Source organism: Campylobacter porcelli, from assembly GCF_002139855.1.
Taxonomy (GTDB): Bacteria; Campylobacterota; Campylobacteria; order Campylobacterales; family Campylobacteraceae; genus Campylobacter; species Campylobacter porcelli.
Window position 1 is genome coordinate 385,568 of the sequence record NZ_CP018789.1, and the last position, 26,428, is coordinate 411,995.

At 33.7% G+C, this 26,428-nt stretch carries 28 protein-coding genes; 9 read left to right on the plus strand and 19 right to left on the minus strand.

From position 1 onward, the window contains the following. Positions 1-424: 424 nt before the first annotated feature. From thiS to CSUIS_RS01955, 12 genes are all read right to left on the minus strand, one after another. The gene (gene thiS, locus CSUIS_RS01900; protein WP_086296885.1) at positions 425-628 is read right to left on the minus strand and encodes a sulfur carrier protein ThiS; all 204 of its coding nucleotides are present in this window, start codon (positions 626-628) and stop codon (positions 425-427) included. Continuing rightward, a complete protein-coding gene (locus CSUIS_RS01905; RefSeq protein WP_086296886.1) occupies positions 625-2,217 on the minus strand; it encodes an ABC-F family ATP-binding cassette domain-containing protein in 1,593 nt (530 codons plus the stop codon). Before CSUIS_RS01905 ends, thiS begins: the two co-directional genes overlap by 4 nt. A 9-nt stretch (positions 2,218-2,226) precedes the next feature. Beyond that, the gene (locus CSUIS_RS01910) at positions 2,227-3,414 is read right to left on the minus strand and encodes a 2,3,4,5-tetrahydropyridine-2,6-carboxylate N-succinyltransferase (protein ID WP_086296887.1); all 1,188 of its coding nucleotides are present in this window, start codon (positions 3,412-3,414) and stop codon (positions 2,227-2,229) included. Between the two features lie 20 nt (positions 3,415-3,434). Continuing rightward, positions 3,435-4,337, minus strand: coding sequence for a hypothetical protein (locus CSUIS_RS01915; RefSeq protein ID WP_086296888.1), 903 nt, complete (start codon positions 4,335-4,337; stop codon positions 3,435-3,437). Continuing rightward, entirely contained in the window at positions 4,334-4,639 is a 306-nt protein-coding gene (gene fliN, locus CSUIS_RS01920; RefSeq protein ID WP_086237746.1) for a flagellar motor switch protein FliN, read from the minus strand. The genes CSUIS_RS01915 and fliN overlap by 4 nt, the downstream gene beginning before the upstream one ends. Continuing rightward, the gene (locus CSUIS_RS01925; protein WP_086296889.1) at positions 4,636-5,055 is read right to left on the minus strand and encodes a chemotaxis protein CheX; all 420 of its coding nucleotides are present in this window, start codon (positions 5,053-5,055) and stop codon (positions 4,636-4,638) included. Before CSUIS_RS01925 ends, fliN begins: the two co-directional genes overlap by 4 nt. Before the next feature lie 110 nt (positions 5,056-5,165). Further along, positions 5,166-5,912 carry a tryptophan synthase subunit alpha gene (gene trpA / locus CSUIS_RS01930; protein ID WP_086296890.1) on the minus strand — a complete coding sequence of 249 codons (747 nt, stop codon included), beginning with the start codon at positions 5,910-5,912 and terminating at the stop codon, positions 5,166-5,168. Beyond that, the gene (gene trpB / locus CSUIS_RS01935) at positions 5,905-7,086 is read right to left on the minus strand and encodes a tryptophan synthase subunit beta (RefSeq protein ID WP_086242200.1); all 1,182 of its coding nucleotides are present in this window, start codon (positions 7,084-7,086) and stop codon (positions 5,905-5,907) included. Before trpB ends, trpA begins: the two co-directional genes overlap by 8 nt. Next, a complete protein-coding gene (locus tag CSUIS_RS01940) occupies positions 7,083-7,694 on the minus strand; it encodes a phosphoribosylanthranilate isomerase (RefSeq protein WP_086296891.1) in 612 nt (203 codons plus the stop codon). The genes trpB and CSUIS_RS01940 overlap by 4 nt, the downstream gene beginning before the upstream one ends. Then, positions 7,694-8,791, minus strand: a complete 1,098-nt coding sequence (locus tag CSUIS_RS01945; RefSeq protein ID WP_086296892.1) for a DNA adenine methylase — start codon at positions 8,789-8,791, stop codon at positions 7,694-7,696. The genes CSUIS_RS01940 and CSUIS_RS01945 overlap by 1 nt, the downstream gene beginning before the upstream one ends. Beyond that, positions 8,788-10,389 carry an anthranilate phosphoribosyltransferase gene (trpD, locus tag CSUIS_RS01950; protein ID WP_086296893.1) on the minus strand — a complete coding sequence of 534 codons (1,602 nt, stop codon included), beginning with the start codon at positions 10,387-10,389 and terminating at the stop codon, positions 8,788-8,790. Before trpD ends, CSUIS_RS01945 begins: the two co-directional genes overlap by 4 nt. Continuing rightward, entirely contained in the window at positions 10,389-11,651 is a 1,263-nt protein-coding gene (locus CSUIS_RS01955; protein ID WP_086298541.1) for an anthranilate synthase component I family protein, read from the minus strand. Before CSUIS_RS01955 ends, trpD begins: the two co-directional genes overlap by 1 nt. Positions 11,652-11,783: 132 nt before the next feature. On the opposite strand from CSUIS_RS01955, the gene CSUIS_RS01960 reads away from it, so the two are divergent. After that, positions 11,784-12,557 carry a sulfite exporter TauE/SafE family protein gene (locus CSUIS_RS01960; protein WP_330518889.1) on the plus strand — a complete coding sequence of 258 codons (774 nt, stop codon included), beginning with the start codon at positions 11,784-11,786 and terminating at the stop codon, positions 12,555-12,557. Positions 12,558-12,585: 28 nt separating this feature from the next. Here CSUIS_RS01960 and CSUIS_RS01965 read toward each other — a convergent pair whose 3' ends face one another. From CSUIS_RS01965 to CSUIS_RS01985, 5 genes are all read right to left on the minus strand, one after another. Next, positions 12,586-13,128 carry a hypothetical protein gene (locus tag CSUIS_RS01965; protein WP_086296895.1) on the minus strand — a complete coding sequence of 181 codons (543 nt, stop codon included), beginning with the start codon at positions 13,126-13,128 and terminating at the stop codon, positions 12,586-12,588. Between the two features lie 32 nt (positions 13,129-13,160). Next, positions 13,161-13,826, minus strand: a complete 666-nt coding sequence (modB, locus tag CSUIS_RS01970; RefSeq protein WP_086296896.1) for a molybdate ABC transporter permease subunit — start codon at positions 13,824-13,826, stop codon at positions 13,161-13,163. Further along, positions 13,823-14,650 carry a sulfate/molybdate ABC transporter ATP-binding protein gene (locus tag CSUIS_RS01975; protein WP_086296897.1) on the minus strand — a complete coding sequence of 276 codons (828 nt, stop codon included), beginning with the start codon at positions 14,648-14,650 and terminating at the stop codon, positions 13,823-13,825. Before CSUIS_RS01975 ends, modB begins: the two co-directional genes overlap by 4 nt. An 8-nt stretch (positions 14,651-14,658) precedes the next feature. After that, a complete protein-coding gene (gene modA / locus CSUIS_RS01980; protein WP_086296898.1) occupies positions 14,659-15,390 on the minus strand; it encodes a molybdate ABC transporter substrate-binding protein in 732 nt (243 codons plus the stop codon). A gap of 155 nt (positions 15,391-15,545) precedes the next feature. After that, complete coding sequence (locus CSUIS_RS01985) at positions 15,546-16,334, minus strand: TOBE domain-containing protein (RefSeq protein ID WP_086296899.1); 789 nt, start codon at positions 16,332-16,334, stop codon at positions 15,546-15,548. 176 nt (positions 16,335-16,510) lie between these two features. Here CSUIS_RS01985 and CSUIS_RS01990 point away from each other — a divergent pair, with 176 nt between their 5' ends. The 3 genes from CSUIS_RS01990 to CSUIS_RS02000 are packed head-to-tail and all read left to right on the plus strand — an operon-like array spanning position 16,511 to position 20,250. Then, complete coding sequence (locus tag CSUIS_RS01990) at positions 16,511-17,230, plus strand: MlaA family lipoprotein (RefSeq protein WP_086296900.1); 720 nt, start codon at positions 16,511-16,513, stop codon at positions 17,228-17,230. 3 nt (positions 17,231-17,233) lie between these two features. Then, a complete protein-coding gene (locus CSUIS_RS01995) occupies positions 17,234-17,827 on the plus strand; it encodes a Tgt2/MlaC family protein (protein WP_086237732.1) in 594 nt (197 codons plus the stop codon). Next, on the plus strand, positions 17,824-20,250 hold the full coding sequence (locus CSUIS_RS02000; RefSeq protein WP_086296901.1) for an efflux RND transporter permease subunit: 2,427 nt from the start codon (positions 17,824-17,826) through the stop codon (positions 20,248-20,250). Before CSUIS_RS01995 ends, CSUIS_RS02000 begins: the two co-directional genes overlap by 4 nt. Before the next feature lie 21 nt (positions 20,251-20,271). Here the strand turns inward: CSUIS_RS02000 and CSUIS_RS02005 are convergent, their stop codons facing one another. Both CSUIS_RS02005 and CSUIS_RS02010 read right to left on the minus strand, forming a co-directional pair. Beyond that, the gene (locus tag CSUIS_RS02005; protein ID WP_086296903.1) at positions 20,272-20,754 is read right to left on the minus strand and encodes a DUF4405 domain-containing protein; all 483 of its coding nucleotides are present in this window, start codon (positions 20,752-20,754) and stop codon (positions 20,272-20,274) included. Positions 20,755-20,829: 75 nt separating this feature from the next. Further along, entirely contained in the window at positions 20,830-21,405 is a 576-nt protein-coding gene (locus CSUIS_RS02010; protein ID WP_086237729.1) for a BON domain-containing protein, read from the minus strand. Positions 21,406-21,532: 127 nt separating this feature from the next. On the opposite strand from CSUIS_RS02010, the gene CSUIS_RS02015 reads away from it, so the two are divergent. From CSUIS_RS02015 to CSUIS_RS02035, 5 genes are read left to right on the plus strand one after another with little or no spacing between them, the layout of a single operon-like run. Next, complete coding sequence (locus tag CSUIS_RS02015; protein WP_086296904.1) at positions 21,533-23,332, plus strand: PAS domain-containing protein; 1,800 nt, start codon at positions 21,533-21,535, stop codon at positions 23,330-23,332. Between the two features lie 10 nt (positions 23,333-23,342). Next, entirely contained in the window at positions 23,343-24,197 is an 855-nt protein-coding gene (locus CSUIS_RS02020; RefSeq protein WP_418228977.1) for an ATP phosphoribosyltransferase regulatory subunit, read from the plus strand. Between the two features lie 10 nt (positions 24,198-24,207). After that, positions 24,208-25,458: an adenylosuccinate synthase gene (locus tag CSUIS_RS02025; RefSeq protein ID WP_086237727.1), complete on the plus strand. Its 1,251-nt coding sequence runs from the start codon at positions 24,208-24,210 to the stop codon at positions 25,456-25,458. Beyond that, entirely contained in the window at positions 25,455-25,871 is a 417-nt protein-coding gene (locus CSUIS_RS02030; RefSeq protein WP_086237726.1) for a flagellar FliJ family protein, read from the plus strand. The genes CSUIS_RS02025 and CSUIS_RS02030 overlap by 4 nt, the downstream gene beginning before the upstream one ends. 9 nt (positions 25,872-25,880) lie before the next feature. Further along, positions 25,881-26,399 carry a MotE family protein gene (locus tag CSUIS_RS02035; RefSeq protein WP_086293505.1) on the plus strand — a complete coding sequence of 173 codons (519 nt, stop codon included), beginning with the start codon at positions 25,881-25,883 and terminating at the stop codon, positions 26,397-26,399. Positions 26,400-26,428: the final 29 nt, after the last annotated feature.

Here is a 26,428-nt window from a genome sequence, read left to right on the forward strand (position 1 = left end):
TATAATTTGCAAATCGAATTATATCTAAATTTTTCCACAAATTTGCCTATTTTAGCAATTTTTTTAAAAGTGGAAAATTTAAACCCCTTTACCGCTACCAAATACCCATAAAATGGGTTAAATTTGGAAGTGTTGCAAATTATACCATAAACCAACTCGGTTTGAAACTTTTAAGAGTATTAAGATACCTTTTTAAGAGTATTAGTTGCAAATTATACCATAAACCAACTCGGTTTGAAACTTGAGCCGTAAAAAGAGCTAGTAACCCAGCAGTTTTAGTTGCAAATTATACCATAAACCAACTCGGTTTGAAACTTATCTATTCCCATCATTAAGAAGCAACACAAGACCGTTGCAAATTATACCACAAACCAACCCCAAAAAGCCATCGCAAATACCATAATATCTATAAATTTAGGCTATTTTAGCCACCGCCGACAAACTCTACAATCTCGATTTTCATTCCATCTTTAATGCTAAATTCGCCCCAAGCACTCCTTGGGACTATTTGCATATCTACTTCAACAGCGACTCTGCTCTCTTCATAGCCTTGTAGTTTTATAAGCTTAGCAAGGTTAGAGCCATCATCAATGCTAATTAAATTTGAATTAAGCCAAATTTGGATCATTTCTCATCCAATCCGCAATACGCTCTATACTCCTCATAAGTCCCTTTGAAATCCACTATCTCTGCATTGCCTTTTAGGTGTAAAATTCTATTAGCAAATGCATCTATAAGCTCTCTATCGTGGCTTACGCAGATACAGCTACCGCTAAAATTATAAAGTGCCTCACCCAAAGCGATGATGGCTTCAAGATCAAGATGGTTATTTGGCTCATCTAATATTAATAAATTTGCTCTTTGTAGCATAAGTTTTGATAGCATTAAGCGGTGCTTTTCCCCACCACTTAGACTGCCTACTTCCTTTTCTTGCTCGGTGCCACTAAATAGCATTCTACCTAGACATTTGCGTATCTCATCTAGATCTTTATTTTTGGAGTCTTGGAGCCACTCGTATAATTTTAGGTTGCCTGTGATTTTACTTGAGCTATCTTGAGCAAAATAGCCCAGCTCTATGGTAGCACCGATACGGACATTACCGCTACTTGCTTCTAGTTGGCCCATTATGATTTTACATAAGGTGGATTTGCCTACGCCATTTGTGCCGATGATAGCGACCTTATCCCCCTTATTCATTTTAAAATTAAAATTATCTAAAATCACATTTTCATCAAATTTTTTGCTTACTGAGATTAGCTCGATTAGCTCATTGCCTATATCACGATTGGTTCGAAATAAAATACTAGGATCACGGCGACTAGATGTTTTGATCTCATTAATTTGGAGCTTCTCAAGCTGTTTGGCTCTACTTGTGGCTTGCTTTGCTTTGCTTGCATTGGCACTAAATCTAGCTATGAATTTCTCTAGTTCTTCACGCTCTTTTAGCTTTTTATCACGCTCCATCTGGGCTTGTTTAGCTACTAAATTTGCTGCGATATACCAGTCATCATAGTTACCACTAAATTCCCTAATTTGCCTAAAATCCACATCTAAAATATGAGTACAAACCCTATTTAAAAAGTGTCTATCGTGGCTGATTACAACTAGTGTGCCTTCATGGTTGATTAGCTCTCTTTCTAACCAAGCAATAGCATCTATATCAAGGTTATTTGTAGGCTCATCAAGAAATAAAATATCAGGTCTAGGAAATAGCACTTGAGCTAATAATACCTTAACTTTATCGCTACTTTCGATTTGGCTCATTAGCTTATCATACTCATGCAATCCAAGCGAGCTTAAAATTTTTTCTATTCTAGTTTCATACTCATAGGTTGGATCTTCTTCAGCACTGATGATCTCAAGTTCGCTAAGGCGTTCATTGATCTCATCTGTGAATTCTTCGCTTAAATAGAGCTTCTCTTTCTCTTTTATCGCATCATATAATCTCTTATTTCCCCACAAAACAGCGTCTTTTAAGGTGAAATCTTCAAAAGCAAATTGATCTTGACCTAAGACGCCAATTTTTTTATTAGATTCTATGATGATTTCACCGCTAGTGTGTTCGATTTGACCGCTTAAAATCTTTAAAAATGTAGATTTCCCAGCGCCATTAGCTCCGATTAGACCATATCTGTTGTGCGAATTTAGCTTTAAATTCACATCTTCAAAGAGCAGTTGCGAGCCAAAACGATGAGTTAAGCCCTTGATTTCAACCATTTTGCCCCCTTAGTGTAGATCGGAATTTAATTTAATAGCTCTTTTGCTAATATTAGCCGTGATTTGACCTGTTTGGCTATTTTGGCGGTAGTGAATTCCATTAAGATTAGCTAGTTCAAGTGCTTTATAAATATCTTTATCAAACTCAAATTCAGGATTTACCTTTTTAAGGGCTTCTTTATCATTTATATAGACTTTTGTGCCTTCTAAAATAGCTATCCCAGCATCTACTATACAATCATCGCCAAGTGGCACGCCTGTTACTGAGTTAGCACCTAATAAACATCTTTTTCCTATGCTAATTGGATTGCCATTTGTCCCACTTAATACGCCTAAAATACTAGCTCCACCGCCTATATCGCTTCCATCGCCTACCTTAACCGAGCTTGATATTCTACCCTCTACCATTACCGCACCAGTGGTTCCAGAGTTGAAATTGACATAAGACGCACCAGGCATTATGGTAGTACCAGGGGCTAAAACTGCTCCCATTCTAACTTTTGAGCTATCTAGTATTCTAGTGTTGTCGCTTGGAATTATGTGGTTTAGATAGCGTGGGAATTTATCTACGCTAATGATATTTGGATACCAGCCTTTCATTTTAAGCCAAATTTCATTCTCTCTTAAATGGTCTAATTCATGCGGATTTCCATCGCTATCCCAAGCTAAATTTGGTAATAACCCAAAGGCTCCATTTAGATTTAAACTTCTAATTTCAGCTTTATTTAATGATAGAAGATATAGTTTCAAATAGACAGCTTCAACGCTCTTAGGCGCTTCATCGCTATATAAAAATGTAACTACAAACTCAGCATCATTGTCCATTTCGTCATCATTTAAAATCTCATCTATAACTAGTAGATTTTGGATATTTTTGTGCTTATCGCCTTCACACTCATTAATTAAAAAATCAAAAATACCCAGAGCATCTGCTATAATAGCTGAGCTAATTGGCGCTACAAATTCGCTTGTGCTATTATCGATTTTTATCCCATTTTTCTCAATTGCCCAGCTCAATATAGCCGCACTTGCGTAGTTTTCATTCATATTTACAACTGCGTAATTTACGCTAATTGTCTTGCCAGATTTACCTTTAATGCTTCTACCAATTGCAAATGCCATTGGGTCTTTATACCCAGCTTTGGAGCGAATCTCACCTGTAAATTTTTTTAATTCATCTAAATTTTTGATACTCATTTTTTTCCTTTATTTTAAATTTACTCTTTATCCATCATATCTTTGTATCTACTTATAGCGTTTTTACGCTCTTGCAAGTAGCCACTAAGCTTTTGTTTATTCTCTTCGAAAAATAGCTCAAAATCATCTTTTGTCTTTATTTTCTCTTCACCAAATTTATCCAAAAGCACATTTGAGCTTCCGACTAATACTAGATATTTTTGATTTTCATAGTTTAGTAAAACTACCTTATTTTGTGTATCTAGTGGCTTTTCATATATAATATCTACGCTCTCATTATCTAAATTCCGGCTTAAATTACCGCTTTGATTTAATGAATTTTTGGGAGTAGATAACTCAAATGGCTCAATCTTTGCTGTTTGATCTACTTTGTTTGATTTAGTGGATTTTAAATTTTTCTTAGCGTATTTGGTTTTTATATACATAGCAAATACAAACATCGCAAAAAGCACTAAAATCACTATAATATAGTTTGTATATAAGCTATCTTGATTATCCTTTTTGGTCGGTATATTAGATAGCGATGGCTGCTCTTTTGGCGTGTTTTTAACTGAGTTTTGTGGCTGATTTGCCTTAGGTGTTATGCGGATACGAAGTCCAAATTTATCACTTGTTTTAGAGGCTATTATAGATATTGGTTTTTGAGATTTTAGCTCTAGAGTTGTAGCGTTATTAATTGAAGAGATATTGATATTTTGTAAGATATTGGATTTTATCTCTTTATTTATTTTATCTTTTGTATTTACATCGCTTAATATTATATTGATGGTTTGGGGGTTGTTTTGCTGCTTTATCGTGCCATTATATGGCGCGTCAAAGCTTAGCATAATATCAATTCTCTCATCTCTTTGATAAATATTATGAGTAAGCAAATTTACAGCCCAAAGCGGTAACGCTAATGCTATTAAAAGCCAAATTTTCATAATTGCTCTCTTTTGAAATATTGGATTACAGATTTTGAGTCTAAGATCTCATTTATACGAATGGCGAGATTTTTTTCATATACCATTACCTCGCCTTTACCAAATATTCTATTGTTTATAAATAGCTCCACGCTCTCTCCGGCTGGTTTTTCTAGGTCTATAACGGAGCCAACTTCTAGCTTTAAAAGCTCCCTTACGCTAATTGTCGTCATGCCAAGATCGCTTATAAACTCCACGCCTATATCAAGTAGTTCATCATAGCCGTGAAATAGCCCATTTGGGCTTAGACCTTCATCATTCATGCTTTTTTATAGCCTATTTTAAATGTTTTATTTTTCATTTTAAATATTTGAGATTTTTCAAGTCTGACTGGAAATCTCTCAACTTTACCTAGAAATTCAGGCGTTCCAAGCTTATAAGTTCCATTATTGTTATCATTTAGTAGATTTTTTGCATATCCTACGATTTGATTAGCAACTTCTCTGCTTAAATCACCTAAATCTGTTTTTTTACCCTCTTCTTTATTAAATAGCTTATCTACAAAAAGCTCTAAAGTCTCTTTTTTAAAATATAGATAAAATTGGATCTCTTCGCCATCTTTGTATATAGGAATACTAGCACCATATAGGTCTTTGCCTAGGCTTTTTCCCTCTTCTAATTTATATCCAAAGATATCAGTGCAAAAGTGTTTAGTAGCGTAATTAATAGCATTTAGCATTATAATCTCCTTAAGTTTTGGGTAGTATTATACAAAATTTAACTTTAAAAGAGATTATTTATAAATTTTTTGGCTAAATTTGTGATTATTAAATTTAGCCAAATTGCTATCTATTCAAATAACTCTTTTATCTTTTTATGAGCGGTTTGTGGGTCAAATTTGCTTGTTATCTCTACAATTTTTGTGCCTATGATCGCACCATCTGCATACTCTTTGATCGCTTTGACATCTTGAGAATTTTTAACCCCAAAGCCAATTGCAACTGGCAATTTACTACTATCTTTTATAGATTTAATCATATCTTTTAATCTATCAATTGAGCTTTGCTCTCCGCCAGTTACGCCTAGAGATCCTACAGCATAGATAAAGCCATCTGCATTACTAGCGATCTCTTTACTGCGGTTAGCACTTGTAGGGGCGATTAATCTTATGAGCGAGATACCGTGTTTTTGGCATTTACTAGCAAATTCCTTGCTCTCTTCATATGGCATATCAGGAACTAAAATACCGCTGATACCACACTCCTTGCTATCTTGTAAAAATCTATCTTCGCCGTAGCTTAAAATGATATTATAATATACCAAAAATACTAAAGCTTTTTTGGTTTTAATCTCTTTTAATATATCAAATACGCTATTTGTAGTAACTCCATTTTGGCAAGCCTCAAAAGCCGCATTTGCTATGAGTTTGCCATCAGCTAACGGATCAGAATATGGAATTCCAATCTCTAAAATATCAAGGCAACTCTCATCTAGTAAATTCAAAAACTCTTTTGTATATTCTAAATTTGGATACCCAGCCACTATATAGCCTATATTTGCCTTTTTATCATTAAATGCTTTTTGTATCTTATCCATAGATTGTTCCTTTTTTATACTCCATTATGGTATTCATATCCTTATCGCCCCGACCGCTTACATTTACTACGATATTTGAGCGTTTATTTAGAGTAGGGCAGAGCTTATCAAGGTAAGCTAGGGCGTGTGAGCTCTCAATAGCTGGTATTATCCCTTCTAATCTTGAAAGAAGTCTTAGGGCATTTACGCACTCATCATCGCTTACGGCGTAGTAGCTTACTCTGCCTATATCTTGTAAGTGGGCATGCTCTGGTCCAACCCCTGGATAGTCAAGTCCTGCGCTTATGCTATGAACTGGCAAAATCATTCCAAATTCATCTTGTAATACTATGGTTTTCATGCCGTGGATTATCCCTTTGGTGCCTTTGGTTAAAGTGGCTGCGTGGTATTTGGTCTCTATACCAAGACCTGCAGCTTCAACGCCTATGATATTTACGCTAGGATCATCTAAAAATGCTGAAAATATACCTATAGCATTGCTCCCACCACCCACACAAGCTATGATATAATCTGGCTTAACGCCTTTTTCATCTAATTGGGCTTTGGCTTCAGAGCCGATTACGCTTTGGAAATCTCTAACTATCATTGGGTATGGGTGAGGGCCAACGGCTGAACCTATAACATAAAATCTACTCTCTATCTCATTTACCCATGCTTGAATGGCTGCTGTGGTGGCCTCTTTTAGTGTGCCAAGCCCATCGCTAATAGGTACTACATTGGCTCCTAAAAGCTGCATTTTATATACATTTAAGGCTTGTCTTTTGGTATCGCACTGCCCCATATATACATCGCACTCTAGCCCTAGAAGTGCCGCTGCTGTTGCAGTGGCTACTCCGTGCTGACCAGCGCCCGTTTCAGCTAAAACCTTTGTCTTACCCATCTTTTTAGCAAGAAGTGCTTGGGCTAGAGCGTTATTTATCTTGTGAGCTCCTGTGTGGTTTAAATCCTCTCTTTTTAAATATATATTATGCCCATAGTGCTCGCTTAATCTTTTGGCGTGATACATGGGGCTTGGTCTGCCGACATAATCTTTTAAAAGGGCGTTTAATTCAGATTTAAATTCATCGCTCTTTGCGATCTTTTCATAGGCCTCTTCAAGCTCCATTAGGGCGCTCATCACGGTTTCAGGGACGAATTGTCCGCCATATTTGCCAAAATATGCTTTTGCGTTCATTTTAAATCTCCTAAGCTAACTATTTTTAAAATTTCCATTACTTTATCGCTATCTTTTATTCCAAATTCATCTTCTATTTTGCTATTTATATCAATTAAATTTGGTTTAAGCTTTATTGCTTCTTTTAAATTTTCTACGCCGATTCCACCAGCTAGACCAAATTTGATATCTAAATTTTTTAGCAAATCCCAGTTAAATTTAACCCCATTTCCACCAATCTTATCCCCTTTTGTATCAAATAATATTTTATCATAGCTCCCTTCAGGCTTTGGCAAACTCTCTCCTACGCTAAAAACTTGCCACACCTCACAATCAAATTTAGTTTTATCATCTACTTTTTCATAGATTTGAATGGTGTCTAAATCCGCAAATTTCACTATTTTTGCCACTTCATCAAATGGTATTTTAGCAAAAACGCCAACGGCTTTTATACCAAATTTATGAGCCAAATCCGCTATATTTTTAGCCATTTCTTTGCTAATTTTTCTTTTACTCTCAGCAAAAATTAGCCCGATAAAATCCACTCTTTTACCCTTAAATTCGCACTCGCACACGCTTTTAGCTTCGCTTAAAGTTTTGATACCACAAATTTTAATTAAAGGGCTCATTATATAACCTTTTTTACTATGTAAAGATACTCGGTTACATATAAATCCCTTGAGTTTAAGTTTCTACTTGCTCTATAGGTTGGGTATTTGATCTTTACTTTTTCAACCTTGCCTATTTTATTTAAATTTGTTAAAAACTCGCTCTCTTTGATAAATCCATCTGAGTTAAATGAGATTATCAAATACTTTGCTTTAAACTCGCTTAAAAGAGTGAAAAACTCACTACCTGCTTTTGCTTTTTTATTATAATTCGAGCGGTTCCAATCATTTGGGATACCGCTAACTTTGCTGATTTGCTCTATATTTGGTGCTTTAAAATCGCATATTAAATTTAGCATAAAGTAGTTTGATCCATAAGGGTGCTGATTATAAGGTGGATCAAAATACGCTATATCGACGCTTGGGGCTAGTTTAGCAAACTCATAAGCGTCATTTTGAAATACCTTAAATTCGCTTTTAAAATTTGAAAAAATTGGCATTTCAAGCTCTATTTTGCCTAAAATTCTCTTTAAAGCATTCTCCCCGCTACCGCCAAATTTTCCAATGCCATCTTTATCCTTATAAAAGCCCTTAAAAACGCCACCGGTGTTTGAGTGAATGGAGGCCTGGCTAAGAAGTGGAGCTATAAAATATTTTTGAAATTCAGTTGGAATTTTAGATATTTCATCTCTTAAACCGCCTAAAATCAAAGCATTTTGCCTTGAGTAGAAAGCTCTTTCGCCTTTTTGGATATTTTTATCATCTTTTGGGGCGTAAATTTCACTGATGAAGCTCTCTTGCGGTGTGTAATTTTGTAAAATTTTATCGTGAATTTGCTTTAAGCTTGATATAAGCTCATTATCTGAATTTTCTAAATAGCATGAATTTATAACAAAAGAGTATTTTTCTAAATCATTTGCTAATATCAAATTTGAGTGCTTTTTAGCCAGTCTTGCGACCACTCCACTTCCACTAAAGACATCAGCAAAGGCGATTTTATCTTTTCTAAGCTCTTTTTTTATATCGCATACAACGCTATCAATCGAGCCTAAAAGCGATCTTTTATTACCCAAATAGCTAATTAGTTGATTTGTCAAATACTCTGTATTTTCGCTCACCTATTATCTCCGGTGTAGTTTTTATAAAACTCCCAAACTTTACCGCTTTTTATAGCATTTAAGATTATATCTTTAGCCTCTAGTGGTGAGCTAGCACCATCTGCAGCATATAGGGCAAACATCGCATTTAAAAGCACTATATCAAATTTAGCCCCACCAAGCTCTCCTTTTAGCGTAGCTCTTAAAATATCAGCATTATAACTAGCATCTCCACCAGCAATATCAGCATGAAATGCTCTATTAAAGCCAAATTGCTCTGGAGTGATCTTATACTCAAGTATTTTGCCATCTTTTACTTCGTGTATTAGTGTCTCATCACAAAGGCTTATCTCGTCCATTCCATCCATGCCATGCACGACAAGAGCGTGTTTGCGACCTAAATTTAATAAAGTAGCCGCAATTAGCCCATTAACTTCTTCAAGATAGTTTCCCACTACTTGATTGCTAAGGCTTAAATTTGGATTAAGAAGTGGCCCAAGGATATTAAACACAGTTCCCACTCCAAGCCTTAATCTTACATCACGCACAGAAGCTGTAATAGGATGAAAGTATGGAGCATGGAAAAAGGCTAAATTTTGGCTATTTAGTCTAGATTTTAGACGCTTTATATCACTATCTAAATCTATGCCAATTTGGCTTAAAACATCGCTACTACCGCTTTTAGATGTTATGGCTTTGTTGCCATGTTTAGCTACTTTGATGCCTAAAGAGGCTAGTATGAAAGCTGAAGTTGTAGAGATATTAATGGTTTTTAAAGCATCGCCACCTGTGCCCACTATATCCATCATCGGTGAGTTATCATTATATGTAGTTGAGTATTTTAGTATATTTTTTACAAGTGCAGCAAGGCTATCTGGATATAGTGATTTTTCGCTTATTAAAACTAGCAAAGCACCAAGCTGAATTTCATCATAATTTTTATTATAGATCTCTTTGCAAATTATCTCATAATCGCTATTATCAAGCGCAAAGCCTTTTTGGAGTTTTGTAAGGAATGGAGCGAAATTTGCCTTTTTAGGGCTTTCGTCTTTTGTTTGATTTAGTAGGAGAAAATTTGTAATTATCTGCTTTCCATACTGGCTAAAGAAGCTCTCAGGGTGAAATTGTATCCCAAAAATTTGATTTTGCTTATCCTCTAACGCCATTAAAACCCCATCGCTACTATATGCTGTGGCTTGCAAGTTTGGCGGGAGATTATCCACATATAAAGAGTGGTATCTCATCACATTAAATTCACTTGGTAATCCAGCAAAGATTATGCTATCGTTTTGGGTTTTGATTTGGCTAATTTTACCATGAACTGGGATATCAAGCACCTTAATATCAGCTCCATTTACTAGCCCAATGGCTTGATGCCCAAGGCAAATTCCAAGTATAGGAATGCCTAAATTCGCTCTTAAAATATCAAGGCAAATCCCACTATCTTTAGGGTGTTTTGGTCCTGGACTTAGGATAATTTTAGATGGATTTAAGGCCTTAATTTCATCAATTGTAATCTCATCATTTCTTACGCATTTTATAGGCTCTTTAGTCGTGTCTAAAATATATTGATATATATTATAAACAAAACTATCGTAATTATCTATCATCAAAATCATTATTTATCCCTTTTGGTTGCGTATTGCTCAAATATCTTTAGGCAACTTTTTCGTTTATTGCAAATTTCTTCATACTCATTTTTAGCATCGCTATCCCACACTATCCCAGCACCAGCTCCGATAAATACGCTATTTGAGTCTGAATTTGGTACGAAGATTGCTGAGCGAATGAGAATTGCCATTTGCATATCTCCATTAAAATGCCAAAATCCAATCCCACCACCATAAATTCCACGACTATGCCCTTCAAGCTCATTTATAATCTGCATTGCTCTAATCTTTGGACTTCCGCTAAGGGTTCCAGCTGGAAATATCGTAGTTATCGCCTCCATTGCCGTTGATGAGCTACTTAGCTCTGCGTAAATATCACTTACAATATGCATTACGCTCTCATATAGTTTGATATGCATAGGATTTGTAACTTTTACGCTACTTGGAAGGGCGAATTTGCCTATATCATTTCTAGCTAGATCAATTAGCATTCTATGCTCGCTAAGCTCCTTTTCATCGCTTAAAAGCTCTTTTTTTATCGCTTCATCTTCATTAGCATCAATCCCTCGTTTTCTTGTTCCAGCAATTGGGCTTGTGTGGATTATGCCTTTTTTGATCTCTACTACAAGCTCAGGGCTGCTACCTACGATGGTGCCAAATTCACTTGGGTAATAAAACATATATGGGCTAGGATTTTGGGATTTTAAAATTTCATAAAATTCAAGTGGGTCAAAATCGCTTTCTAATTCTAAAGTTTTAGATAAAACTACTTGGAAGATATCGCCATTTTTTATATAATTTTTAGCCGTTTTAATCATATTTAGATAATCGGTTTTTTGGCTATCTAGATCGCTTTTTATGGTGTAGAAATAGCTTTTATCTGATTTTGCTGAAGGCTTTATATCTTTTAGATTATTAAAGTATCCGCTATCCCCATAAAAGCTATAAATTTTACTCTGTTTATCATAGTGTAAATATGCTTTAGCATCGCTATAATGATATATTGGGAACTCGTATAAAGATGGCTTTATATCTGCGATTTTTTCAAATTTATATACAGCTTCGTAGCTTAAAATCCCAAAAAGTCCGGCAAAATTTGAGATTTTTTTGCCATTTTTAATCCTCTCATTTAATTTAGTAAAATCATCTCCGCTAATATAATAGCAATCAATGCCGATGATGACTTGCATCTCATCTTCAGCTAGATAAGATTTTGGGTATTGGCGTAAAATTTCTCTAAAATATATGGTTGGATCACAGAGTAAAAGCATATTAGCTCCAAAAAGTTTTTTTAAAAAAATATTATACAAAAAATTTTCTTTATCAATCTTAAAAATTACTATTTCAAAGCTAGATTTTATCTTAGGATTACTATAATTTGGCATTAAATTTAAGGTGTAAAAATGGTTGATATGATCTTATCTGGCGATACTATCTATTTTTTGATTGCGTTATTTGTCGCTATTGGGGTTGGCGTGGGGTTTATTAGCGGATTTTTTGGGATTGGTGGGGGGACGATTTTGGTTCCGATACTGCTAAATTTGGGTTTTGATATTAAGAGTGCAATTGGTATTAGTGTGCTTCAGATGTTTATGGGGGCGGTGTTTGGTAGTTATATAAATTATAAAAATAAAAAATTAGTTTTAAATGATGGGATTGTAGTTGGTATTGGTGGGCTTTTGGGGGCTAGTTTTAGCGGATTTATCGTTTTAAATATGCCTAGTATTGTGCTTAAATTAGCGGTGCTTTTTATACTTTTTGTGGCTATAATTAAGTTTTTTCAAGCTGATGTAGTAAATGATAATCCAAAAGATATATCTAAATTTGTAATGTTTATTGTGGGGGTTTTTGTGGGTGCTGTGGCTATATCTGCTGGGATTGGTGGAGCTCTATTTTTAACTCCGATATTTGTGGGATTTTTGAAAATGGATATTAAAAAGGCCATATCAATTGGGCTATTTTTTGTTATATTTAGCTCATTTTCTGGACTTATTAGCTTAGGAAGTGCTGGGCTAGTGGATTATAAAAGTGGTTTGATGATTGGGATTGGCTCTATAATTGGGGTCTATTTTGGTGTTAAATTTGGTCATAAAATTGATAAAATAACTCAAAAAAGGTTGGCTCTAGGGCTATATATAATTATGTTTATTTTAATGTTAAAAAATATATTATTTTAATCATTTTAAATGGCTTTAGAATATCAGCCTAAAAGCCATTTAAAATCTCTACAATCTTAGCTATTATTTTGGATTGAAAATCCTCTGTAGCTTGAGATTGTGAGTAGCTAAAGCTAGATTTTTGACTTTGTAAATTTAAATTTGTTTGATAATCTTTGCCATCTTTAATAGCGATATATAGCGAGGCTTGAGCGTCGTAAAAATACTCACTCTCATATCCATTGCCAAACCCACTTCCAAAGCCAATATGTCTAAAACCGCCACTTCCAAAGCCAAATTCCATAAAATTATTATTTTTAATATCGCTATTTTGCCTTAGGTAATTTAAGGCTACTTTGATTGTAATATCTGGATTTTTATCAGCTTTTTTATAGCCATTTTGGATTAGGGCAGAGCTTAGATTGATATCGAAATTTTCAGTTAAGTTTTGTGAATATATGCTAAAACTTTTGCCCTTGATATTTTCAGTTATAAAAATGGGATTAGAAGTAGCAAGATAGCTAGTAAAAGCAGGACTACCACAACCTAAAAATATTAGGCTAATTATCAGAGAAAAAAATATATTTTTCATCAAATTCCTTTAAAATAAATTTGATTATTATACTACTTTTTCTCTATTTTTTGGTTTATAAAATAGACTAAAAACAGCACAACAAAGCTGATTATTAGCATAATGGCTGAGTATATATGTGCTAGTTTATAGTCTAGTATCTCAACAGCATCATAAATAGCAATACTAGCAACCTTAGTCTCTCCATCAATGCTCCCACCAATCATCAAAATTACTCCAAATTCGCCTAAAGTATGAGCAAAACTAATGATAATCGCACTTAGTAGCGATGGCTTGATATTTGGCATAGCTACGCAAAACAAGGTAGTAATCTTGCCTTTACCAAGGCTATAACTAGCCTCTATAAGCGAATTTGGCAGGGATTTAAACCCTGATAATATGGGTGAAAACATAAATGGCAATGAGTAGATACAGCTAGCAATTACAAGGCCAGTAAAGTTAAAAACAAGTCTAATATCAAAATACTTTTGCATAAATTCACCCAAAAATGAGTATGGAGATAGAAGTATTAAGATATAAAATCCAAGCACCGATGGCGGCAGCACAAGTGGCAATGATATTACACTTTCGATAACGGGCTTTAATCTAAATTCACACCTAGCCACAATATAAGCAAAAAATAAGCAGATGATAAATAGTATAATTGTTGTTATTAAAGCTAATTTAAATGATAATAGTAGTGGCGTCCAATCTATCATATAGTAACCTTTAGATTTGATATTTGTGTGCTTAGAGTGATGGTATCGCCGATTTTTAGGCTATTTAGGCTATTTGGTAAGGTGATTTGGTAAATTTGATTTGCATATTCGCAAGTGATTAAGTTTTGATTAATCTCTAAAATCGTGGCTAGAAAATCGATATTTTGGTGCGAATTTGAGTTTAAAAACAGCTCTTTTGGCGAGCCACTTTGGATAATTTTGCCACTATCTACTATAAATACATGGCTTGCAAGTCTATAAATCTCATTTTTATCATGGCTAACTATGATTATACTCATACCATATTTTTTGTGAATTTGGCTTAGATACTCTTGGAGTTTAGTGCGTAAATTTGTATCCAAAGCAGATAACGGCTCATCTAAAAGCAGTAGTTTAGGGCGTCTCATCAAAGCCCTTGCTAAGGCTGTGCGTTGCTTTTGACCGCCTGAGAGAGTATGGGGATAGACATTTTTAAGCTCTAAAAGCTGGGTTAATTCAAGCAATTCAGTGGCAAATTTAATATCATTTTTAGCAAATAGTAGATTTTGCATTACACTCATATTAGGAAATAGGGCATAATCTTGAAAAAGATAGCCTATATTTCGCTTTTGTGGTGGTAAGAATATATCTTTATTATAATAAATTTGCTCATTATTACTAATTACTCCGCTATTTGGCTTATCAAATCCAGCAAGTAGCCTTAATATCGTGCTTTTACCACTACCACTCTTGCCATATAGTGCGACAAATTCACCATTTTCTACACTAAATTTCGCATCAAGCTCAAATCCATTAAATGATTTTTGGCAGTGGAAATTAATCATAATTTAGCCTAGTCGATTGATTTATACCCAAATTTAGCAAATATATCTTGAGCGGTTTTGCTTAGAATAAAGTCATAAAACGCCTTAGCTAGTTTATTATCTTTGCCGTTATTTAAAATTACCATCGCTTGGTCTATGCTAGTATGAAGTGAGCTATCAAGGATAGAGTAGTTGGTATATTGTAGCATTTGCTTAGCCTTTAGAGCGCTAGCTGCTACAAATCCTATATCTCCAGCTTTTATAGTTTGATTTAGAGCATCTCCTATGCTATTTGATTCTATGATTTTATGCTTTATTTCATCATAAATTCCAGCATTTTTTAAAGCCTCGATTGTGGCGGCTCCATATGGTGCGGTTTTAGGATTTGCGATTATTATTGTTTTTATATCTTTGTTTTGTAGTGAGTTTAGACTTGGCTCATAGCCTCTTACGCTTAGTATTGCTACGCTTCCGCTAGTGTATATTTGTGGTTTATCTACTGCGAAGCCATCTTTGTATAAGGTATCAGCAAAGCTGGTATTAGCACTTAAAAATAGATCAAATGGGGCTCCATTTTTTATTTGAGCTACTAATTTGCCGCTTGAGCCTAGTGTGATGTTGATCTTAGCGTCTGGGTGAATCTTGATAAATTCACGCTTTGTCTCTTCAAGGACATAAGCAGTATTTGCCGCAGCGGCGACATTAAGGTTTGAAGCAAAAGAGCAAATCACAAAGGCTAGAATAAGTAGAAGTGTTCTCACTATTTATCCTTTATATTTTAAATTTATACTTCAAAATTATATGATTAAATAGTAAATATGCGATAAATAAAATGATATTTATACATATAAATTATATATTTATATTTTAAAGATAGCTAACCTAGCCAAAATTTAGCTAGATTAAATTGTGTAAATTAGGCTTGTGTAGCGATAATTATATGGCTAGCTTTTATAAATAGCTCAACTTCATCGCCTACATTAATTCTCATATCTTGAGCTGATTCATTTGTGATTATTGCGTGGATTATTTGGTTATGACCTATATTTACAGAAATTTTCGCATTTACCGCACCTAAGGTTGCTTGAGTAACCTTGCCTTTTAGTTTATTTGCTGCTGAAATTTTTAACTCTTTATCATCAGTTTTAGCTAAAATCACGCTTGAGGCTTTAAAAACAAAGATAATCTCCTTGCCAACTTCTAAATTTAACTCTTTTTGGCTATCTATTGTGATTATGGATTTTAGTAACACTCCATCGCTTAATTTAGCGGTGATTTGGGCATTTACCGCACCAATTTCAATATCTGTGATTGTAGCTTGGAGCTGATTTCTAGCGCTTAGTTTCATATTTATCCCCTTTAAGTTACTTATAATATCGCCATCTAAATCATTACAAATTTCATTTAGAAAGTGGTTTTGAGCCTTTAAGATTGCATCATATTTATCTATTATATCTTTTGCGTATTGGCTTAGCTCACTACCGCTATTTTTTCTCTTGCCATCAACCCTTAGAATGAGTGGCTCATCGGCTTTGGAATTGATTAAATCTAGGCAATCCCAAGCGTTTTTGTATGATATATCCACTACAGTTGCAGCTTTGGTAATACTTCTAGTCTCATCTAGAGCTTTTAGAAGCTTAATATGTTTTGGCAAAAGCACCACTTCATCGTTTAAAATTAGCTCAAGATTTATTCGTGCTTTCATAAAAACCTCTTTATAAATTTATTTTTTAAGTGTATTATAATATTTTTTTATTAAAAATTGGCATATATTTTACTAAATTTAAAAATAAATAGATTAAATATAGTAAATTTATTGTTTATACTAAACTTAAGGTTGAGTTTAATATAATACTAACTTTTTATTTTTGGAGCTTATTTATGCTTAGGATCTTTTTTGTTAATTTTATCTTTATCATTAGCTGTTTTGCTACTGATATTGATTCATTTGAAGATGAGTATATCGCTCAAGATAGCTTTGATCCGCTAAGTGGGTATAATAGAGTTATGACAGAATTTAACCATATATTTTATCAAAATGTGTTGATACCGACATTTAAAGGCTATGACTATATGATGCCAAATCCAGCTCAAGATGCTATAAGCAATTTTTTTGATAATCTACTCTTTCCTATTAGATTAGTTAATAATGTATTACAACTTAAATTTGCAAATGCTAGTGAAGAGAGCTTAAGATTTATCGTTAATACTATAGTTGGTTTTGGCGGAATTAGCGATGTAGCTACTAATGTATATGGGCTTAAAAAGCATGATGAGGATCTAGGGCAAACTCTTGGCTATTGGGGTGTTGGCGGTGGATTTCCCATTGTGTTACCATTTTTAGGTCAGACAAATTTGCGGGATTTAATAGGTATGAGTGGCGACTTTTTTATCAATCCAATGAGCTATACAAATGAGATATTTACAGATAATGCAAATAGATATTTTCATCTAAATTTAATAGCAAAATCATGGCGGGTAATCAATGATGGTTCTAAAGATCCAGAGCTGTATAATAAACTAACTAACGGCACAATCGATCTATACGCATTCTTAAAAGATGGATATGAACAACGCAGAAACGCACAAATTCAGGAGTAGAATATGAAGAGAATTTTAATTTTACTATCTTTAATTTACACAATATCTTTTTCTATCGAGCTTAAAAGTATTGATGATACGCTTAGAGCGGATTTTCAAAAAGCTTTGAATATAATGAGCGATAATAAGATAAGCAAAGAGCAAAAACCGCTTAAGATTTTTGAGCTTTTTGATGGTTATTTTGATTACTCTTTGATGGCTAAACTCTCACTTTCTAAGCAGTATAAAGCTCTAAATAGTAGCCAGCAAGATGAATTTCAAAGGCTTTTTGTATCAAATTTAAAGCTATCTTTTTCTCAAAAGCTTGGATATTATAGCGACCAAGAGATTGAGTTTGTAAAAGGTGAGCTGACAAATAAAAATCGATATAATGCTCATGCGATTATAAAAAATAAGAGTGAAAACTACCCGTTGATACTTAAATTCCACCCTGCTAATGGGAGTGATTATCTAATTTATGATATAGATATTATGGGAGTTAGCATAATTCAAAGCTATAGAAGTCAATTTAGTGATTTATCGCAAAATACTGATTTTAACGAGATTATAAAGAGATTGCAAAGTGTAAATTTAGATAACAATACAACCATTAAATGAAAAAGATATTTAAATTTATAGTTTTATTTCCTAAATTAGTCTTGGCATTGAACCTAGCTATATCCATTGGGATTGGGGTGTTTTCATATAAATTAGAGATTGATGCTTCAACCCAAACTTTACTTTTAGAAAATGATAAAGACCTAGCTATTTATAGAGAGATTGTAAAACGCTATGAGAGTAAGAATTTTCTCATCATCGCCTATAAGCCAAATTCTAATCTATTAAGCAAGGAGAGCTTAAGCAAGATTGAGGCTATATCAAACGATCTTGAGAAGTTACAAAGCGTGGATTCTGTATTTTCTATATTAAAAGCGCCACTTCTAACAAATAATCCAAATTTAACTATGAGCGAACTTGTAGATAATGTGCCAAATCTAAGCAAAGCTGGCATTGATATGAATGCTGCTAAAATGGAGCTAACAAATAGCCCATTATACAAAAATTCGCTCGTAAGTAGTGATTTTAAGACCACTTCAATTGTGGTAAATTTAAAAGATGATGAGAAATATGCTAATTTTATAGAGCAAAGAGCTAGATTAAAAGAGCAGCCAAATCTAGATCAAAATATGGTTGAAAATTTGGAGAGTGAGTTTAAAAAATATAGGGATTCTCAGCGTATTTTAGAGCATCAAACCATTAGCCAAATAAGAGAGATTATCAAGCGTCATAGTGGCGATGAGAAGCTATTTTTAGGCGGAATTAGTATGATAGCCGATGATATGGTAAGCTTTGTTAAGAGTGATTTGCTAGTGTATGGAAGTGGCGTATTATTACTACTTGGATTTTGCTTGTGGCTATTTTTTAGGCAGATTAGATTTGTGATTGTGCCTATTATAGTTTGCTTTTTAAGCGTGGTTTTAGCTAGTGGTTTGTTTGGGCTTTTAGGGTATGAGATTACCGTGATTAGCTCTAATTATATAGCACTTCAGCTTATTATTACTATATCAGTTGTTATACATTTGATTGTTGCTTATCGTGAGCTATATTTTAAGCATAGAGATTATACGAATATTCAGCTAGTTTATCTCACTCTTAGATCAAAATTTAAGCCATGTTTTTTTGCGATTTTGACTACTGTGATTGGATTTTTATCACTTTGTTTAAGCGATATTAAGCCTATTATTATGCTTGGAATGATGATGAGCGTGAGTATCTCTATATCGCTTTTTGTGGCGTTTTTTGTCTTTGGTAGTTTGCTTACACTGCTTAAGAAAATAGAGCCAAAAATGAGCTTTGAAAATAGCTTTAAATTCACACACTGGTGTGCGAAAATAGCCATTAAAAGGGCATATATTGTTTATATTATTAGCTTTATTATTGTGATAATTGGGATTTATGGTGTTAGTAAATTAAGGGTTGAAAATAGCTTTATAGGTTATTTTAAGTCAAATACCGAAATTTACCAAGGTATGAAGGTTATAGATACAGAGCTAGGTGGGACAATTCCACTTGATGTGATTATCAAATTTGCTTCTATCAAAGATGAGTATAGCAATGATGAGTTAGGGGATTTTGAAGATGAATTTGCTACTAACGAGCCTGAATATTGGTTTAATAGCTATAAGCTTGAGATTATCAAAAAAGTGGATAAATTTCTACAAGAGCGTGATTTTATCGGCAATGTCGGCTCACTAGCAACCCTATTAGAAGTAGGCAAGAGTGTAAATAACAATAAAGAGCTTGATCCGCTATCCCTTTCGCTAATATATAAAAATTTGCCAAGTGAGTATAAGGAGCTGATTTTAACTCCATATATAAATATAGAAAATAATGAAGCTAGATTTAGCATTAGAACACTTGATAGTGATCCAAATTTAAAGCGAGATGAGTTTATAAAATCATTAAAAAAAGATCTACAATCTTTGCTTGAAAATGAGCCAGTAGAGATAGAAGTAGCTGGTATAATGGTGCTTTATAATAATATGCTCCAAGCTCTATTTGCCTCTCAAGCTGATACGATTATCTTTGTTGTTTTGGCGCTATTTTTGGTTTTTATTTTGATATTTAGGAGTATTAAGCTCTCAATTATTGGCATAATTGCTAATCTAGTCCCACTTTGTGTGGTATTTGGCGTGATGGGAATAGCTGGAATTGCCCTTGATATTATGAGTATCACCATAGCAGCTATTAGCTTTGGGATTGGCGTTGATGATATTATCCACTATATTCATAGATTTAAGAGCGAAAGCCGTATTTATGGTATTAAGCGTTCAATTTTAAATTCTCATTTAAGCATTGGCTATGCGATGTATTATACATCATTTGCGATATTTTTAGGCTTTAGTGTGATGAGTCTATCTAATTTTTGGCCGACTATATATTTTGGCGTTTTGACTGATTTGGTTATGCTAATGATGCTTCTTGGGGCGTTAATCTTACTTCCTGCGTTGATCTTTTCATTTTATAAAAAGTCAATTTAGAGCCTAAGATGGCTCTAAAATTTAGCGATTTAAAAGAGTATTTATAAATTCTACTTCATTTAAATTATTTTTAGAGATAAAATCTTTAATGCTACTATCTTCAAATTTAATATTTTTGCTATTTAAGTATTTTTCAAATGCGGTTTTATCACTATTTAAAGCTGCCATTGCACTACTTAAATTCGCATTCATAAAGCTAGAGTATAGCTCTTTTTGCGGTAGTTTTGACTTGTTTGAATTTGGAGCAAAAATCATAAATACTATAGCAGCTATTATGGTAGCACTGATAAAGCCAAGCTTTTTGCCAGTAAAATACTTCTTAAATGGGGCAAGATTAGCAAATATGTGAAGCACACAGGCAATCACCATTGCCATACCGATATATTCGTGGGCTATTTTGATGCCATAGCTTTTAAGATTAAAAAACATAAAAACACCAGTAACGCCGACAATGGCAAATGTAGCTATAGTGGCTGTGGTGGCTATTGGTTTAGAGACTTTCATTGCCTATCCTTTGAGTTAAATTTGGCAAAATTATTTCAAAAGTATGTTAAAAATATGTTAAATTAAATTTAATTACTATTTTAAAATATGTAAAAATGAATAAGCACTATTTACCCCATCAGTATGTAAAGCATACCAAAGGGCTCGTTTCTCTTGCTCTATCGTTGCGATCGCACCGCTAAATACAACATCACATTGGATAATATGGATATTTATATTTGTGCTATCTATAAGCGGATCGCTGATGAGATTGGTTTTGATTTTAGTTAGTATGGCTAGTTCATCTGTAAAGTGGCAAGAATTTTCTGTTTTTAAATTTATATATGTTTTGATATGATTTACCCCCATTGTATTTTTAGCTAGATTGATTAGCTCCATCTTATCACTCATACTAGCTACCTCGCCAATTAGCAATACTTCAGCCCATTGTGAGACTACATCTATGTGGAAGTTGCTTAAATTTGGTGTTGCTAGGATTTTGGCTTGGATCTTTTTTTGGATTATATTATCTTTTATTATGGTGTAAATACCTCGCTCGTCCTTGCTAATTGTATATGTATCATAGATGGAGTTTAGATTTAAAAGTGGGGATTTAAAGGTGCAGCCACTGATGATAATGCTAGTCAAAATTGCTAATATTATAAACTTCATTGTGCCATTTTAGCCAAATTTAAACCAAAGCTTTCTTAAAAATATATATTTAGCTTGAATTTATTAAAATTTAGGTAGAATTTAGGCTTACATTGCGTAAATTCACTTATGCCAAAGGTTTAGATATATGCAACAAGGCAAAGTTTTCCTTGCTTCTGGGCTACTTAAAAGAGCTATAATTATCATAGTAATGTTTGTTACTATGAGTGTTTTTGGTCTCTATTTTATATTTTCTGATAGTAGTGTAGATGGAGTTGCTTATCTTGGTTTTTCTACCTTTGTGATTATACTTTTGGCTCTATTTTTAGAGGTAATTTTATATATTAGAAATAATCTTATCTTACCAATTGCAAATACCAAAATATTCATTGAAAGACTTGTAGCCAAAGAGGTCATTGAGCCGATTTCAAATTTAGATTTTTACCATATTAATAAGAATATTTATGAGTTTTTTACATCGTGGATCGGGGCTCAAAATAGCTTAAAATATTATATAGAGTATTATAGTTTGCTATTTGATAAGAGTGATATAAAGATCTTATTTATTGATGCTAAAGATGGTAGCATAATGGACGCTAGTCGGTGTGCGGTGGATTTTTATGGATATTCTAAGGGTGAGCTTTTGACTATGAGTATATTTGATATTCAGATAAATTATGATACCAAAGCATCATATCATAAGCATAGACTTTCAAATGGTGAGATTAAATTTGTTGAGGTTATTAGCACGCCAGTAAGTTTATATTTTAATGATTCATATTTTATGATTATATTAGATGCTACAAAAGCACAAGAGAAGATTGAAAGCTTAAATAGCGAAATTGCTATAATAGAGAATAATCCAGCGATTGTGGTTAAATTTACATATGCAGATCACTGGGTAGCTACTGAGCTAAGCTCAAATATAAATTTACTAATCCAAAGTGATGAAAAAAATATAGATATTAAAGCTCTGTGTCATAGCGATGATATAGCCTCTTTAAGCCTAGAAATTGAGCGTAAAATCAAGCTAGAAAATAGCATATATGATACAAAAAAAGAGCTTGATCGCTCATATAGATTTAAATTAGCAAGTGGAGAGTATGGGTGGTTTAGGGTATTTGTATCAAGCAGTAAGAATATAAATGGACAAATAGAAGTTATAATGTTTTTATTAGATAATACAGATCAAGAGATATTAAAAGAGATTTTAACAAACAAATTAAAAAGATGCGAAAGTAGAATTTTAAGTAGTGATTTGCTGGGATTTGAGTATTTTGCTAAGAGTGGGGCTTTGAAATTTAGCGTTGATTTTGTGGAGTTTTTAGGCTATAAAAATAGCATTGATATGGGTGTTAGCTCCATTGAAGATATTTATAAAATTATATATATAGATGATATTGATATATTAATAGATGAGTTAGATAGATATATAGAAGGCACTTCAAGGCTTGTTAAGTGCGATATAAGATTAATTAAAAAAGATGGTAAGCAAATTTATACTAAAATAAAAGCCAAAGCTCTAGATACGCTAAATGATTCTGATGAGATTATCGGAACTGCTACTGATATTAGCGACCATCAAAACTATATAGTCCAAAGTGCATTAACAAATGCTATAATGTCAAGCTCTATTAATGGCATTATGATATGCGATGTAAATGGGAATATCCTTGATATTAATGATAGTTTCTCTAAGATTACAGGATATAGCAAATATGAGATAATAGGCAAAACCCCACAAATATTACGCTCAGATAGGCACGATAATGTATTTTATGCTAAAATGTGGTCTGATATAAAGCATTTTGGTAGTTGGAGTGGGAAAATTTATAACAAAAATCGCGCAGGTGAGGTCTATTTGGAGCATTTGGTTATAACAGCTATTAAAGATGAACACGGCATAATCCAACGCTATATAGCATCATTTTATAAAATTATGGAGTAAGGAGAGAGATTTGAATTTGGATACGCAAAAGATTTACGAGCACGATATTCCAGATGGCTCTAAGCTATATTTTGGCTCTAGTGCTAAGCTAAAAAGACAGATTGAGTCTAAAGCGGCAGATATTTTAGAAAATAGCGGTTTTAGTGAAATTATTACTCCATATTTTAGCCATCATCAAAGAGTTAGCGTAAAGCCTGAGAATTTAATACGCTTTGGTGATAAGCAAAATTTAGAGATTGCACTTCGTAGCGATAGCACCATCGATGTCGTGCGGATAGCCACAAAAAGGCTAAAAGATAGCAATACAAAAAGATGGTTTTATATCCAGCCAGTATTTAAATACCCAAATAGCGAGATCTACCAAATAGGCGCTGAGATACTAGGCGATAGTAGTATAATGCCTTGTATTGATATTGTTAGTCAAATTTTTAAGGAATTTGGCATTGAGGCGCACTTACAAATTAGCAATATCCAAATTCCAAAGATAATATGCCAGCTTTTAAATTTACCAATTAGCGTTTTTGAAAATGGCAGATTAGAGGTGATATTGGGTCTTGATTTACCATGGCTAAATCGCCTTGCTAACATTAAAAGCGACGCAGATATAGACTCAGTAATCGCTATTGCCCCAAGCGAGTTAAAAGAGCCTTTAAATTCCATTAAAGGATTAGCTAGTAACTACGAAAAACGCATATACGCACCTTTATACTACTCCAAAATGCGATATTATGATAAGCTATTTTTTAGGTTTTTATGCGATAATAGTATTTTAAGTAGTGGCGGAAGCTATGAGATAGATGGTAATATTTCAGCGGGATTTGCTATATTTAGCGATGCTGTGATAGAGAATTTAAGAAGCAAATAGAAGGATTGATATGACAAAAGCGGATTTAATTGTTGGAATTCAGTGGGGAGATGAAGGCAAGGGTAAAATTGTCGATATGCTCTCACAAAATTATGATTTGGTATGTAGAAGCGGTGGCGGACACAACGCTGGACACACTATATGGGTAGATGGGGTTAAATACGCTTTGCATCTAGTTCCAAGCGGAATTTTGCACCCTAATATAATAAATATTATAGGCAATGGCGTGGTGGTAAATCCTGAAGTGCTTATAAAAGAGATGTCGCAGTTTGAAAATTTAAAAGGGAGATTTTATATCAGCGATAGGGCACACTTAAATTTATCGCATCACTCCTTAATAGACCAAGCCAAAGAGAGATTAAAAGGGGATAAAGCCATAGGCACCACTGGCAAAGGCATTGGCCCAGCATATGCTGATAAGATTAGTCGCACGGGGCATAGGGTTGGCGAATTGCTTAATCCTAAGCAACTTAGCGAAAATTTAATAAGCGATTTTGAGGCCAATAGGGCTTATTTAGACGCTCTTGGGGTGAATATACCTAGCAAAGATGAGATATACAAAGAGCTTGAAATATTTAAAAATTCTCTATCGCCATACATTGCTGATACTACTCAAATTCTATGGAAAGCTATAGATGAGAATAAGAAAATTCTTTTAGAAGGGGCTCAAGGCACACTTTTAGATATTGACCATGGCACATATCCATATGTTACTAGCTCAAATACAATCTCAGCTGGTGCTTGTACGGGTCTTGGCTTAAGCCCAAAAAGTATAGGAAATGTAATAGGAATTTTAAAAGCCTACACAACAAGGGTTGGCAATGGTGCATTCCCTACTGAAGATCACGGCAAAGATGGGGATATAATGTGCGAAGTAGGCAAGGAGTATGGCACCACTACTGGTAGAAAAAGACGCTGTGGATGGCTAGATGCAGTAGCCGTAAGATATGCTTCAAAGCTAAATGGAGTAGATAGCTATGCGTTGATGAAATTAGATGTTTTAGATGGATTTAAGAGTGTTAAAATTTGCAAAGCTTATGAGTATAGAGGCGAGATTATAGATTATGTGCCAGTAAATTTAGATGAGGTAACTCCTATTTATGAAGAGCTTGAAGGTTGGGATAGCATTAGTGGGATTAAAAATTATGATGATCTTCCGCAAAATGCTAAGCGATATATACAAAGGATAGAGGAGCTAACAGGAGTTAGAGTTAGCATTATCTCTACTAGCCCAGAAAGGAGCGATACAATACTAAGATGAATAATAAATTTTCGCAAATTGTAAAGGTTAGAGAAGAGGAGCTAAATAAGATTGAGATGAGCCTAGCTAAATCTAAGGCGATGTTTCGTGAGCTTAGTCGCTCTATGGATGCTATAAATACTGAGATAAATATGAGTAAATTTCCAAAAAGCGGCTCATCATCTAAAATTAAATCCACAATCGAACAACAAAAGCTCTTAAGAAGTCAAAAAGATAAGATAAAAGAGAAAATGCTACTTATGCAAAAGGAGATTATGCACTTTGAATCTAAGTATAAAAAAGCATATATAGAGCTAGAAAAAGTCAAATATATGGAAAGAGAAGAAATACAAAAAGAGCTAAAAAACCTTAAGAAAAAAGAGAGCAAAGAGCTTGATGAGCTAGGCACTATGAGATACTCATTTTTGAAATAAGGATAGAATTTGAAATTTATATATTTTATACTTATTTTAAACACATTTTTATATGCTAATAGCGATGAGATTTTAGCTGATAGAGAGGCTAATATCGCTAAGAATTTAGAACTCATAGATAGCTCACGCCAGGAGCTAGAGGCTTATAGGGCGGCTACTACTACTTTATTTAATCAGCGTGAAGCTCAAATTTTAGCCAAAGAGCAAGATTTAAATAAAACCTTAGAGATAATAGCTCAAAAAGAAGAGAATATTAAAAGAATGCTTGAGAAAAATGAAAAAATTTTATCTGAGTTAAAAAGCATTACAAGCGATAAGGTTTTAGAGATATATGCTAAGATGAAAGACGCTCCAGCAGCTACGATAATTTCGCAACTTCCAAGAGATGAGGCGGCTAAGGTTTTACACTCACTTGAAGCTAAGAAAATATCTGCAATTTTTGCTAAAATGGATCCGCAAATCGCAGCTGAACTTACCCAAATTTTAAAAAATGATGAGCTTTTTAAAGAGTCAAATTCAACTAAATAAAATTTAATTTATCTTTCTATTTTTAGCTG